The organism is Craterilacuibacter sp. (assembly GCF_051659485.1).
Classification (GTDB): domain Bacteria; phylum Pseudomonadota; class Gammaproteobacteria; order Burkholderiales; family Chromobacteriaceae; genus Craterilacuibacter.
Genome location: NZ_JBOFOO010000251.1, coordinates 1 through 13,134, shown reverse-complemented (window position 1 = coordinate 13,134; position 13,134 = coordinate 1). Strand labels below are relative to the sequence as shown.

Genomic DNA, 13,134 nt, shown 5'->3' with positions numbered 1-13,134 from the left:
CCTGATCAGGCGGGTGTCGAGTTACGGATCAGGTGGTCGAAAGCACCCAGCGAAGCGGTGGCACCGGCACCCATGGCGATGATGATCTGCTTGTACGGCACTGTGGTGCAATCGCCGGCAGCAAATACGCCCGGTACCGAGGTCTGGCCGCGGGCATCGATCTCGATCTCGCCGCGCCCCGACAAGGCGACCGTGCCCTTGAGCCAGTCGGTATTGGGCAGCAGGCCGATCTGTACGAAGATGCCTTCCAGTGCGACGTGCTTGATCTCGTCGCTGTCTCTGTCCTTGTAGGACAGGCCGTTGACCTTCTGGCCGTCACCCGTCACTTCGGTGGTCAATGCCTTGGTGATTACGGTGACGTTGGGCAGGCTGAACAATTTTTTCTGCAATACGGCATCGGCGCGCAATACACCATCAAACTCGAGCAGGGTCACATGAGCGACGATGCCGGCCAGATCGATGGCCGCTTCGACACCGGAGTTGCCGCCGCCGATGACCGCCACGCGCTTGCCCTTGAATAGCGGGCCGTCGCAGTGCGGGCAGTAGGCCACACCCTTGCTGCGGTATTCCTTCTCGCCCGGCACATTCATTTCGCGCCAGCGCGCACCGGTGGCCAGAATCACCGTCTTGCTCTTGAGGGACGCACCATTTTCCAGTTTGATCTCGATCAGCTCGCCCGGCAGCAAGGCATTGGCCTTTTGCAGGTTCATGATGTCGATTTCGTATTCCTTGGCGTGCTGTTCCAGCGCCATCGCCAGTTTCGGGCCATCGGTTTCCTTCACCGAGATGAAGTTCTCGATTGCCATGGTATCCAGCACCTGGCCGCCGAAACGCTCGGCGACGATACCGGTACGTATGCCCTTGCGTGCCGCGTAAATGGCGGCCGAAGCGCTGGCCGGGCCGCCACCGATGACCAGTACGTCGAATACGTCCTTGTCGTTGATTTTGGCGGCTTCACGAATAGCGGCGCCGGTGTCGAGCTTGGCGATAATCTCTTCCAGTGTCATGCGCCCGGCACCGAATTCGGCACCATTCATGAATACGGTCGGTACCGCCATGATCTTGCGGCTGCTCACTTCATCCTGAAACAGTGCGCCGTCTATCATGGTGTGGCTGATGCCGGGGTTGAGTACGGCCATCAGATTGAAGGCCTGCACCACGTCCGGGCAGTTGTGGCAGGACAGCGACACAAAAGTTTCGAAGTGTGCGCCGGCGGGCAGGGCGCGGATCTGGGCGATCACTTCGGCGTCGACCTTGGGTGGATGGCCGCCGCTTTGCAGCAGTGCCAGCACCAGCGAAGTGAACTCGTGACCCATCGGAATGCCGGCAAAGCTGATGCGGGCGCTCTCGCCCTGAGCCGCTACCGTGAATGACGGGCGCAGGGCGGCCTCGCCGTTATCACGCAGGCTGACCTTGTCCGACAGCGCGGCGATGTCCTGCAGCAGGGTGTACATTTCCTGGCCCTTGGCGCTGTCGTCCAGCGAGGCGACCAGTTCGATCGGGCGTTGCAGTTTTTCGAGATAGGCTTTGAGCTGGGTCTGGATATTGGTTTCAAGCATGGTGTTTCTCCTTGAGAGTCGATCTCACTGGAAAGGCGCGGGATGACTTTCCGCTGAAATCCAAACCGCCCCGGTCGGGGCGGTTCGCTATAGGGGGCTAAAGCTTAGATCTTGCCAACCAGATCCAGCGATGGCGACAGTGTTGCTTCACCTGGGGTCCACTTGGCCGGGCAAACTTCGCCCGGGTGAGCGGCTACATATTGAGCGGCTTGTACTTTACGCAGCAACTCTTTGGCATCGCGGCCGATACCCAGATCGTGAATCTCGGCAACCTTGATTTCGCCTTCCGGGTTGATCACGAAGGTGCCGCGCAGTGCCAGACCTTCTTCTTCGATCATCACGTCAAAGTTGCGGGTGATGGTGCCGGTCGGGTCGCCGATCATCGGATAGTTGATCTTCTTGATGGTGTCGGATGCGTCGTGCCAAGCCTTGTGGGTGAAGTGGGTGTCGGTGGAGACCGAGTAGCACTCAACGCCCAGCTCTTTGAACTGCGGATACACATCAGCCAGATCGCCCAGCTCGGTCGGGCACACAAAGGTGAAGTCGGCAGGGTAGAAGAACACAACAGACCACTTGCCCTTCAGGTCGGCGTCAGACACAGAGACGAATTTGCCTTCGTGATAGGCTTGGGCGGTGAAAGGCTTGATGGTGGTGTTGATAATGGACATATTGGTTTTTCCTTTGTGTGTGGCAGTGAAGACAGACGGATCTTAAGCGCTGTCTTTGGATAGTACAAATTGAATGTAGAAATAACTTCAATTGCTATTTGCTATTGATTGCTAGCGCCCACCAGCCTGAACGCTAGCGCAAACGATACCGCAAGCAGGCAGAGCCGATAGTGACAAGCGGTTTAATATATTGAATAAGCAATACCTAAGCACTGATTTGTATCAATAGTCATATGTTTGTTGCTTGAATCCAGTCTTTTTATCTATGTTATGCCAAGACCGGCTATTGAGTGCGGGAGGGTGCTTTCGCCATGAAAAAAGCCCGTGCAATTGGCACGGGCTTTTTTAAAGTGCGGGAGCGCTTAGTGCCAGCGCAGCAGGCAGTAGTTTTTCTTGCCGCGCTTGAGCAGGGTGTACTGGCCGAACAGACGTTCTGCATCGCTGAACTGGTGTTCGATGGTCGCACCCTTAACGCCGTTGATGCTGACCGCGCCGCTCTGGATAAAGGTGCGTGCTTCGCTTTTGCTCTTGGCCAGACTGCCGGCAAACAGCGCTTCGATCAGGCTATTCTGGCTGCGGTCTATGGTGACGGAGGGCATGCCGTCCTGCGCGAGCTGGGCGAAATCTTCTTCGGTCAGGCTGGCGAGGTCTTCGCTGAACAGGCACTGGCTGATGCGCTGGGCGGCGGTGACGGCGGCTTTGCCGTGTACCAGCGCGGTGGCTTGCTCGGCCAGGATGCGCTGCGCCTCGGGCTTGCTGCCGGATGCCTGATCGGCCGCTTCGATAGCGGCAATTTCATCGATAGACATAAAGGTGAAGAAGCGCAGGAACTTGTACACATCAGCGTCCGCCGTGTTCAGCCAGAACTGGTAAAAGGCGTACGGCGATGTTTTTTTCGGGTCCAGCCAGATCGCGCCGCCCTCGGTCTTGCCGAATTTGGTGCCGTCGCTCTTGGTCACCAGCGGCAGGGTCAGGCCGAACACCTGCTGCTGGTTCATGCGGCGGGTCAGATCGATACCGGCGGTAATATTGCCCCACTGGTCGGAGCCGCCGATCTGCAAGCGGCAGCCGTGCTGGCGGTTGAGTTCGACAAAGTCGTAGCCCTGCAGCAGGCTGTAGGTGAATTCGGTAAACGAGATACCGACATCATCGCGGTTGATGCGCTGCTGCACCGATTCCTTCTTGATCATGGCATTGACCGAGAAGTGCTTGCCGATATCGCGCAGGAAATCCAGCACATTCATGCGGCCAAACCAGTCGTGGTTATTGGCCATGATGGCGGCGGATTCGCCCTCGAAGCAGAGGAAAGGTTCGACTTGCTTCCTGATCTTGCCTACCCAGTCGGCGACGATATCGGGCGTGTTGAGCTTGCGCTCGTTGGCCTTGAAGCTGGGGTCGCCGATCATGCCGGTGGCGCCGCCGACCAGAGCGATAGGCTTGTGCCCGGCCATCTGGAAGCGCTTGAGCACCAGTACCGGCACCAGATGTCCCAGATGCAGGCTATCGGCGGTCGGGTCGAAACCGCAATACAGGGTTACCTGCTCTTTGCCCAGCATGTCGTCAAGGGCGGTGGCGTCGGTAAGCTGTGCGATCAGGCCCCGGGCCTGCATGTCCTGAATCAGGGTGGACGGGTGCATCTGTGGATTCTCCAATTCTGGGGTGGCGCTGCCGGTGTCGGGCAGCGTATGCGGCACTGCGTTTTTGCCTGGGCAAAACCGTGCCGTGTCTAAAAGATTAACAATTTTACCCGAAAAGCGGCTGTTTGGCCGAAGCCGGACTGGCGTAGAATATTGGCATTAGATAGCAAGGGGTTTTATATGAAGCAATTGGTCAAAGTATGGGATTTGCCGACCCGCCTGTTTCACTGGGCATTGGTGCTGTTATTCGCTGGCATGTGGTTTAGCGGCAAGCAAGGGGGCGACTGGATGGAGTGGCATTTGCGTGGCGGCGTGGCGCTGGCAGCCCTGCTGCTGTTTCGCCTGATCTGGGGGGTATTGGGGAGTGAAACTGCGCGTTTTGGCAATTTTCTCAAAGGGCCGCAGGCGCTACGCCGTTACCTCAAGGGCGAGCTGAGCGAAAGCGAACAGCCCGGCCATAATCCGATGGGCGGCTGGATGGTGGCGCTGATGCTGACCGCGCTGACCGCGCAGGTGACGACCGGCTTGTTTTCGGCCGATGTGAATGCCTATCTGTACGATGGCCCGCTGGCTAGTGCCATCAGTAGCGAGCTGGCCGAGCAGATGAATAGCTGGCACCGGCTGAATTTCAATCTGCTGCTGGCGCTGGCTGGCGTACATTTGGCGGCCATCGTCCTGTATCGGCTCGTGAAAAAGCAGAATCTGGTCAAGGCCATGCTGACCGGCTACAAGAGCATAGAGGGCGAAGCCCCCAATTTGTATTTCGCTCCTGCAGTCATTGCGCTGGTGACTTTGATCGTTGCCGCCGGCGCCGTGTACTTTGTGCTGACCCGTTTCTGAGCCCGTTTTGCAGCGGTCTTGTCGCCGTCTGTAGACCGCATGCGTATTCACGAGGCGGGTGTCTTGGGCGCGTGTGTGCTGCGCCAGTGCTCGACTTGCTCGGGCAGTTGTTCGAGCTGCCGGATAATATGCAGCCCGTGCGCCTGTTGTTTCAGGCGGCGGGTTCCGGCACCGCCCGCCCAGAGCTGGCATTCCGGCGCAAGACTGGCCATGAGCTGGCTTATTTCGTTGTCCAGCGGGCCGCTATAGGCGGCAGAAAATGATAGTGCCAGCACGTCGATGCGGTGTTGTGCCATCGCTTCGACCATTTCGTTAAACGGCATGCACGGCCCGAATGCCAGACATTCACAGCCGGCAAGGCGCAGTAGCGCCTCGGCCATCAACAGGCCCAGCGTATGCGGTTCGGCAGGCGTGGTGGTCAGCATGACCCGGGGCCGGCCATGAGCCAATGGCAAGGATGACAGGGCCGCACGCAGCAGCCGGATGACTTCTTCGGTGTATAGATGTTCGTGGAAAATACGGATTTCACCACGCGACCAGGCATCGCCAACCTGCGCATTGGCCGCCGGCAGGAATGCGGTCACGAAGCGTGCCAGACCGAGTTCTTTCAGTTGCTGCTGCAATTGCCGGCGCAAGGCCTGCCCGTCCTGATGACGCAATAGCTCGGGCAGCTTGTCGCACCAGGGCGTTGCCGTGCGTGCCGGCAGGTGCAGGGCCGCCATTTCATCCAGTTGCGCCGGGCTTAGCGCCATCAGCCGCCCCGGGCGCAGCCCCATATCCATCAGCCGGCGGATGCGGCACAGATGCTCGACCTGTTCGGGCGAATAAAGCCGGTCGCCCTGCGCGTCGCGCTCGGGCATCGGGTAGCCGTAGCGGCGCTCCCACATTCTCAATAACTGGCGGGCGATACCGGTTTCGCGCTCGACGGCAGCGATGGGTAAGCCTGGCATGCTCATAGTCGGGTCCTTGATGCGTGGGCGGCGGATTATGCCATGCGCCGCTTGAGCCAGCGCAAGAGCGTGCCCAGTAGCGGCAGGGCTTCGTAGACGCCGCCGGCCGCGTCCCAGTAGTCGCGGTGTTCGGTAATCAAGCCGGCCTCGTCAAGCAGCAGCAGGCTACCGCCGTGGATGGAACGCGCGCGGCCCATGAGCGAAAAGCTGAAATCCCAGGTCACGAAAGCGCGCTTGTCCTCGCACACCGTGTCGATAATCGTGAAGCGCGGCGCCTGCAGTTTTTCGAACATACGGCCATACACTGCGCCTATCGCCTCGCGTCCTTCGATCTTTTGGAACGGGTCGCTAAAGCGGGCATCCGCCGCGTAGACGCGGTCGATATCGGTTAGCGAAGCGGGGCTCAGGCTGGCAAACCAGTCAAGGTGGCGGGCAAGCATGGCGTTCATAGTCCGGTGACCTTGTGCATCAGATAAAACCAGCAGCGATAGGGCAGCAGCGCGGCAAGTTTGATCCAGCGGGTAAAGCGTTTGGGGAAATGAATGTCGAAATCGCCGCGGGCAAAGCCGGCGATGATTTCATCTGCCGCCTGCTCCGGACTGATCAGTGCCGGCATGGCAAAGTCGTTGCCTGCCGTCAGCCGGGTTTTGACAAAGCCCGGATTGATCACCCACACCCCGATACCGTGGGGCGCCAGGTCCAGATACAGCGTTTGCGCCAGATGATTGACCGCAGCCTTGGTCGCGCCATAAACCAGCGCATTGGGCATGCCGCCGGCGCCGGCGACGCTGGCGACCAGCGCGATACCGCCACTTTTCTGGCGCATCAGCTGCGGCACGCAGGCCGCCACGGCGTAAAAGGGCGCCATCAGATTGATGTCGGTCAGGCGGCGGGCGACATCCGGCGTCAGCTCCCAGGCGCGCAAGGCCTGATAGTCGCCGGCCAGCAGGATGATCAGATCAATGTTGCCCCATCGGGTGCTTAGCGTGTCGCAGGCATGCTGCCATGCCGCCGCATCGGTGGCATCAAACGGCAATACGACGCACCGGGCGCTGGCGATAGCCTCCAGCGCCTGAGGGTTGCGCCCCGACAAGGCGAGGGCGGCGCCTGCGCTTTGCAGGCGCCGGGCGAGCGCTGCACCTATGCCGTGGCCGGCGCCGATCAGCCAGACACGCTTGTCCTGCCAGTGGGTAATGCGCGGATTGAGGCTCATTGTGGTCTGACCTTTTGCAGCATCAGGGTGATGGTACCGACTTCAATGCCGAATTTTTTCATCACCGAGCGGTTAAGCAACTGCTTGTCGTCGACCAGAAACATCCAGTCGTCGATCGCCAGATCCCATTCGCGTCCATCTACCTTGACGCGCAGCGTGTAGGCAAAATTAAATGCGGCACCCGCTCCCGCGCCGCTGGCATCACCCACCACATCGCCGGCGCGGCCAAGGTAGCGCCCGTTTGCTAGGCGTTCGAGTGACCAGACGCGACGCTGGCGCTCACCGTCGTCGAATACGAAGCGCTCGTCGAGCTGACCGCGGGCGCCCTGCCAGCTGGCATCGATATCGACAACAAAGCGCCGCAACACCTTGCCGTTTCTATCCTCGACCATGCCCCAGCCGCGCAGTGGCCCATCGAAAAACTGTTCCAGTTTGAGCGGCGGGCTGCTGTTCTGGTAGTCGGCCAGTTTAGGGCTGCTGCAGGCGCTGAGCAGCAGTACGCAAAGTGCGAGACAGAATGAACGCATCATGAGTTTGCCTCCAATTGTGGGCGTAAACGGGCAAGCCAGAACCAGGCCATCAATTTGACTGCGCAAGGCAGGCCGGCGTAAAGCAGGATCAGTGCACCGGTGTTCGCACTATTACCCGGGGCGTAACCGGCCAGCGCCGCCAGCGGCAGGGCCGTACCGGCAGCCAGCGCCAGCGCCAGTTTGCCGACCAGACTGACCGCACCAAAATAGGCGCCGCCGGCGCTCTTTACCCTGTCGCCTATGATGTCGGCGACCATTGCCGTCGAGTAGGCCAGATCTGCGCCCAGCGCAGTGCCGGTGGCGATGCAGACCAGCCAGAAGGCGGCGCGGTTGTCCTCGGTCAGCCATGGCACCAGTGCGAAACCGGCCAGTGCCAGTGCCATGCCGACATACCACGCCCGCACCTTGCCCAGCCGCGTTGCGAGCATCAGCCATAAGGGCAGGCTGGCCGCCGCACACAGAAAGTAGCTCAGCAAAAAAGCGCCTGCCAGATCGGGCGCGCGCAGCACATCGGCGACATAAAAGTTGAATAGTGTGGCCGGCAGGGCCATCGCCATTGCATTGAGCAGCAAGACCAGCAGCAGGGCGAGAAAGCGTTGATCGCCAAGCACGATGCGCCAGTCTTGCTGTTCCGGGGTCGTGGGCGGCGCACTTGGCGCGTGGTTGAATGCCCATAGCGCCAGCAAGCTGGCAACCACCAGTAGGGCAGCGAAACCGGCGAGGCCGGTCTTGATGCCGTAACGTGCACTCAGCATCGCCGGCAGCGCGGCGGCCAGCAAGACGCCGGCCACGGACAGGCCCTCGCGCCAGGCGACGATGCGCTCGCGCTCTTTTGGCTGGCGGCTCAGGGCGGCACTGTAGCGATAAAGCGCGATGCTGATCCAGCCGTGGGCGGTGTAGACCAGAAGCAAGGAAGCGGCCATCTGCCAGGCAAGAGAAAAACCGGAAAAGGGCAGCAGCAGCCAGAAAAACCCGGCCAGCCCCAGCGCAAGCATCAGCAGGGTCACGATGGGGAGGGTCTTTGCCGGCAAGCGGTCCTGCAAAATACCCAGCAGTGGATCCTGTGCGGTATCTAGCAGGCGGGCGCCAAACAGCAAGGCGCCAACCAGCGCCAGCGGCATGCCGTATTCGCCGGCATACAGCATGGGGGTGAATACATATACCGGCAGTGCTGCCATTGCCAGCGGCAGTCCCGGTAGCCCGGCCAGTAGTAAGGCGCGTGTGGTCAGCATTAGCCTGCCTTTTCCAGAAGGACGCGGCGTAGTGCCGGTTCGCGCGTGTCCGGACTCAGCCAGATGCCGAAAAAGCGGCGCCCGAAGCGGGGGTCGGAGATCTGTCCTGTTTCGCGGCCGTTGTGCCAGAAGCGGGTGCTGCCGTCAGCGGCCTGCGCGCCGACGATGACATCGCCTGCGATTACGTTGGGGAAAATACGCCGCAATTGCATGAGTAACGCCGGCAGTTCTGCCGCAGGCGTGCCCAGACGGGCCATCTCGTCGCGGCTGGAAGTCGCCAGTTCATCGGTAGTAAAGGCGCGGTCGTAGCGTATTTCCAGCGCGAATGGTGCTTGCCAGGCAAATTCACGCCCATCCGGGGTATATAGCGTCGCTTGGTAAAGGCGCAGGCCGAACCAGCGCATGGTGCCGCTGCCGCGCGCATCCAGGCCGGGTAGCGCCTGATTGACGGCAAGCGGCAGTGCCTGCGCCAGTGCGGCGGCAAGGCACAGTACGCTAAGGGCGATAAATTTCAAGCTGGCAGACATCTGTGCGCTCCGTGTCGAATCCTGCAATGCAGTAGGCGTAGTAAAAGCGCCATAGCCGGATAAAGGCTTCGTCAAAACCCTGGCTGTGTATTTCGGACAGTTTGGCCTCGAATAGCGTCTGCCAGCGGCGCAGCGTCTCGGCGTAGTCGGTGCCGAAGCGATAGTCGTCGACAAGGCTGAGGCCGGCGCGCTTGATTTCAGCTTCGAGTGCGCCGGGGCTGGGCAGCATGCCGCCGGGGAATATGTACTGCTGGATAAAGTCGGTTCCTTTGCGGTAGCGCGCAAAGTAGTCGTCAGCGATGGTGATGACCTGAATCAGCGCGCTGCCGCCGGGCTTGAGGCGTTCGCGCAGGCTGGAAAAATAACCGGGCCACCAGCGCTCGCCCACCGCCTCCAGCATTTCGATAGACACGATATGGTCGAAGCTGCCGCCGACATCGCGGTAGTCGGTCAGGCTCAGGCTGGCCATCGGCGCCAGTCCTGCCGCCTCCAGCCGGGCTCTGGCATACGCCAGTTGCTCGGTCGACAGCGTAACGCCGGTGATATGGACGCCGCGGCTGCGGATCGCGTATTCGGCAAAGCCGCCCCAGCCGCAGCCGATTTCAAGGATGCGTGCGCCCGGTGCCGGGTTCAGCTTCGCCAGAATGCGTTCATATTTGGCGGTTTGCGCCTCTTCCAGCGAACGCGAGAGATCGCCTTCGAACAGTGCCGACGAGTAAGTCATGCTGCCGTCCAGCCATAGCCGGTAAAAAGCATTGCCCAGATCATAGTGCGCATGAATGTTGCGCCGGCTGCCGGAGCGGGTGTTGGCGCGGGACAGATGACGCAGCCAGTAGGCCAGTGTACCCAGCCAGCTGCCGTGAATCGCCTGCGCCAGCGCATGCTCATTGGCGATAGCCAGCTGTATCAGGGCCGCCCAGTCCGGGCTGTCGATCAGCCCGTCACGGTAAGCTTCGGCCAGTCCAATGTCGCCGCTGCGGCTAATGCGGCCAAGCGCCTGCCAGTCGTGTACCTGTAAAGTGGCTTGCAGCTTGCCGTTCTGGCCTTGGTAGTGCTGGCTGTGCCCTTGCGGGTCTATCAGTGTCAGCGTGCCGTGGCGGATGCCCTGCAATGCCAGCAGTAAGGGCCGGGCGGCAATGGGCAGGCGGGCGCTCTGGCGCGTCATGGTCTGGCTGGCAGTGTTCATACTTCACTCCTGGGGTGTTTTGGAGGGGCGGGCTGCCCGTTTTTACCGATAAAGGGCACGCCTTTGCGCCATAGGCGAAATGCCTGCAGGTGAATGCGCAACCAGACGGCGAAGGTCAGCGAACTACAGGCCAAGACGATACGCAACCAGTTGGCACTAGACGAAGGGCGCGCCTCGCCACGCATCCAGGCAATGAAGCTGGGGGCACCGCCATCGGGGCTGTATTCGATGCGTACGGCAAAATGCTGCCCGCCGGTTTGCAAAAAGCGAAAGCCGTATTGCCCTTCGATGCGGTAAAACGGGGAGACTTGCAGCGCCTTGGTCGCCTGCCCGATGAGTACGCCACTGTTGTGATTTGGGTCTGCGCGCAAACAGTAGTCGTGGTGTCCGCCAAAGGTGTTATTGACTTCGACCCACGCCGCCAGTAAGCGGCCTTCTGTGTCTTCGGCCAGATAAAAACTGACCGGGTTGAATACATAGCCCAGAACGGCGGGCAGGGTGTGCAGGCGGATACGGGCTACGCCATGGATGTCGTGTTCGGCCAGCCGTTCGCACAACCATGGGAACAGGGCAGAGCCATCGCGCGGCCCGTGGCGTTTGCGCTGCCAGGCGATGCCGGGCGCCAGCGGCAAGTGCTCGACATCGCACTCGGGTAGCGCTAGCGCTAGCCAGGCGTGCGGGTAGCGGAAACTGTGTGCCACCGGTGTCTTCCTGCCGTGCCAGACATGGCCGGCAAAGAGTTGGGTGTGCTTCATGCCGCGATGGCCTGCATGTTCCCGGTCGCGACAGCGGTGCGTGCAATCGGTGTCAGCGAGTGTGGCCACGGGATTACTGCGCCAAGCGCGGCGGCGACGCGCATACCGGCCTTGAGGCCGTCCTCGTGAAAGCCGTTACCGGTCCAGGCGCCGGCAAACCAGACGCCGCCCTGTCCCTGGATGCTGTCCAGCCGGGTTTGTGCCTGTGTGGCGGCGCTATCCAGCAGCGGGTGGGCATAATCGAATTCGGCGATCACGCCTTCAGGCTCCCGGTGCGGGTTGAGCGTCACGATCACCGGCGTGCTAAATGGCAGCGGTTGCAACTGGTTGATCAGGTAGCTGACGGTGACCGCATCCGTTTCACGGCCATGCTGCCCCATGCGGTAGTTCCATGCCGACCATAGCGCGCGGCGCTTGGGCAGGAAGCGGGTGTCGGTGTGCAGCAGGGTGCGGTTTTTCGGATAGCGGATGGCGGCCAATAGCGCGTGCTCGGCCGTGGTGGGCGACTGCAGTAGGGCTAAAGCCTGATCGGTGTGGCAGGCAAGCACCACCTGATCGAAGTGTTCGCGTCCGGCTGCACTGTCTATCCATACGCCGTCCGTATCGCGGCTGACCTTGCTGACCGGGCACGACAGGCGGCAGTCACAGAGGCTGGCGCGTATTTTTTGTACATACTGGCGTGAGCCGCCCACCATCGTGCGCCACTGCGGGCGGTCATTAACCTGCAACAGGCCATGGTTGGCACAGAATTCAAAGAAGGCGGCGGCGGAAAAGTCCAGCATGCCGCGGGTCGAAGTCGACCAGATGGCCGCGCCCATAGGCAGCAGATACCAGCAGCGCATGGCGTCGCCGAAATCGTGTTTGTCCAGTATTTCGCCCAGCGTGGCATCGTTCAGCCTGGCCTCAGCCTGTAGTGCCGGCGCCATGCGGTGCAGGCGCAGGATGTCCAGCAGCATGCCCCAGAAGCGGGGGCGCAATAGGTTGCGTTTCTGGGCAAACAAGGTGGCCAGACTACTGCCTGCCCACTCGATGCCATCGGCTTCGTGTGCAACCGAGAATGTCATTTCGCTGGCGCAGGTTTCAACCCCTAACTGTGCAAAAAACGCGATCAGATTGGGGTAGGTGTGGGTGTTGTGCACCAGAAAGCCGGTGTCGACCGGGTGGGTGATGCCGTCAAGCGTGACATCGACGGTATTGCTGTGGCCTCCGGCATAGGCGGCCGCTTCAAATAGCGTGACAGTGTGGCCGGCACGCTCCAGTAGCCAGGCACAGGACAGGCCGGCAATTCCCGATCCGACAATGGCAATCTTCATGCTGTTCATCTCCACGTTTATGCTGTCTTTATCTATTAGCCAGTAGTTTTAGTCAAGTATTTGTATAGCACAAAAATGAAAATGCAAATAAGTGTGACTGGCTGCAAGAATAGTGACGGCAAGGTGGCAGCGACAGGATGGGATTTTATCGGGATGGGAGCGGATGCTGGTGTCAGCAGCATGGGCACAGCGGGGGGGCTATTGTGCTGGTGCGGGGGGAATGGCCGGCATCAATCCGGCAAACGGAATGCCCCGCCCGGCGTTGTGACGCCAAGGCATTCCGGCGGCTTGCTTATTTTTCCGGCGCGCGAAAGGCGTCGTGGCAGCTTTTGCAGCTTTGTGCAATCTGGCCGTAAGCCTGGCGGATGGCGGCGATGTCGCCAGCTTGGGCTGCGCTACTCAGACCGTTGACCCGGCTGATAAATTGGTTTTTTTCGCTGTTGAAGCGGGCAGGTTCGCTCCAGATATTGGCTTTGGCGCGGCTGTTTGCGCTGCTGCCGGCAGGGAAGTGGGCGAAGGGCGCGTTGGCGGCCAGTTTTAGCGCATCTGCCTGCTTGATGAAAGCATCCTTGCGGTAAGGGTCGCGTCCGCGTATCACCACGCCCATGGGTTCGAAGCTGCGCAAGATGGTCTTGAAGTCTTTGACGCGGGTTTCAGCCGGGGTATCGGCAAAAGCGAGATTAGTGCTAAGTAGGGCGCAAAGGATAAGGGTGCGTTGTTTCAT

The 13,134-nt window shown here is 60.6% G+C and carries 14 protein-coding genes; 1 reads left to right on the top strand and 13 read right to left on the bottom strand.

Annotated features, from left to right (window positions below):
- Positions 1-5 precede the first annotated feature (5 nt).
- The 3 genes from ahpF to tyrS all read right to left on the bottom strand — a co-directional run bounded on the left by ahpF (position 6) and on the right by tyrS (position 3,864).
- The gene (gene ahpF / locus ACRC1E_RS08835; protein WP_438514732.1) at positions 6-1,559 is read right to left on the bottom strand and encodes an alkyl hydroperoxide reductase subunit F; all 1,554 of its coding nucleotides are present in this window, start codon (positions 1,557-1,559) and stop codon (positions 6-8) included.
- Positions 1,560-1,663: 104 nt separating this feature from the next.
- Positions 1,664-2,227, bottom strand: a complete 564-nt coding sequence (gene ahpC / locus ACRC1E_RS08830; protein WP_438514731.1) for an alkyl hydroperoxide reductase subunit C — start codon at positions 2,225-2,227, stop codon at positions 1,664-1,666.
- Between the two features lie 362 nt (positions 2,228-2,589).
- Positions 2,590-3,864 carry a tyrosine--tRNA ligase gene (tyrS, locus tag ACRC1E_RS08825; protein ID WP_438514730.1) on the bottom strand — a complete coding sequence of 425 codons (1,275 nt, stop codon included), beginning with the start codon at positions 3,862-3,864 and terminating at the stop codon, positions 2,590-2,592.
- Positions 3,865-4,044: 180 nt separating this feature from the next.
- On the opposite strand from tyrS, the gene ACRC1E_RS08820 reads away from it, so the two are divergent.
- Positions 4,045-4,704, top strand: a complete 660-nt coding sequence (locus ACRC1E_RS08820) for a cytochrome b/b6 domain-containing protein (protein WP_438514729.1) — start codon at positions 4,045-4,047, stop codon at positions 4,702-4,704.
- A 47-nt stretch (positions 4,705-4,751) separates the two neighbouring features.
- On the opposite strand, the gene ACRC1E_RS08815 is transcribed toward ACRC1E_RS08820, so the two are convergent.
- From ACRC1E_RS08815 to ACRC1E_RS08770, 10 genes are all read right to left on the bottom strand, one after another.
- The gene (locus tag ACRC1E_RS08815; RefSeq protein ID WP_438514728.1) at positions 4,752-5,660 is read right to left on the bottom strand and encodes a MerR family transcriptional regulator; all 909 of its coding nucleotides are present in this window, start codon (positions 5,658-5,660) and stop codon (positions 4,752-4,754) included.
- A gap of 29 nt (positions 5,661-5,689) precedes the next feature.
- On the bottom strand, positions 5,690-6,103 hold the full coding sequence (locus ACRC1E_RS08810) for a nuclear transport factor 2 family protein (protein WP_438514727.1): 414 nt from the start codon (positions 6,101-6,103) through the stop codon (positions 5,690-5,692).
- Complete coding sequence (locus ACRC1E_RS08805; protein WP_438514726.1) at positions 6,100-6,867, bottom strand: SDR family NAD(P)-dependent oxidoreductase; 768 nt, start codon at positions 6,865-6,867, stop codon at positions 6,100-6,102. Before ACRC1E_RS08805 ends, ACRC1E_RS08810 begins: the two co-directional genes overlap by 4 nt.
- The gene (locus ACRC1E_RS08800) at positions 6,864-7,397 is read right to left on the bottom strand and encodes a DUF3833 domain-containing protein (RefSeq protein ID WP_438514725.1); all 534 of its coding nucleotides are present in this window, start codon (positions 7,395-7,397) and stop codon (positions 6,864-6,866) included. The genes ACRC1E_RS08805 and ACRC1E_RS08800 overlap by 4 nt, the downstream gene beginning before the upstream one ends.
- Positions 7,394-8,629, bottom strand: a complete 1,236-nt coding sequence (locus ACRC1E_RS08795) for an MFS transporter (protein ID WP_438514724.1) — start codon at positions 8,627-8,629, stop codon at positions 7,394-7,396. The genes ACRC1E_RS08800 and ACRC1E_RS08795 overlap by 4 nt, the downstream gene beginning before the upstream one ends.
- Positions 8,629-9,156 (bottom strand): chalcone isomerase family protein, encoded by a 528-nt coding sequence (locus ACRC1E_RS08790; protein WP_438514723.1) that lies wholly within the window; start codon positions 9,154-9,156, stop codon positions 8,629-8,631. Before ACRC1E_RS08790 ends, ACRC1E_RS08795 begins: the two co-directional genes overlap by 1 nt.
- Positions 9,125-10,342 (bottom strand): class I SAM-dependent methyltransferase, encoded by a 1,218-nt coding sequence (locus tag ACRC1E_RS08785; RefSeq protein WP_438514722.1) that lies wholly within the window; start codon positions 10,340-10,342, stop codon positions 9,125-9,127. Before ACRC1E_RS08785 ends, ACRC1E_RS08790 begins: the two co-directional genes overlap by 32 nt.
- Complete coding sequence (locus ACRC1E_RS08780) at positions 10,339-11,097, bottom strand: DUF1365 domain-containing protein (RefSeq protein WP_438514721.1); 759 nt, start codon at positions 11,095-11,097, stop codon at positions 10,339-10,341. The genes ACRC1E_RS08785 and ACRC1E_RS08780 overlap by 4 nt, the downstream gene beginning before the upstream one ends.
- Complete coding sequence (locus tag ACRC1E_RS08775; protein ID WP_438514720.1) at positions 11,094-12,410, bottom strand: NAD(P)/FAD-dependent oxidoreductase; 1,317 nt, start codon at positions 12,408-12,410, stop codon at positions 11,094-11,096. Before ACRC1E_RS08775 ends, ACRC1E_RS08780 begins: the two co-directional genes overlap by 4 nt.
- Before the next feature lie 292 nt (positions 12,411-12,702).
- Positions 12,703-13,134 (bottom strand): c-type cytochrome (locus ACRC1E_RS08770; RefSeq protein ID WP_438514719.1); only part of this gene is annotated, 432 nt, incomplete at its 5' end.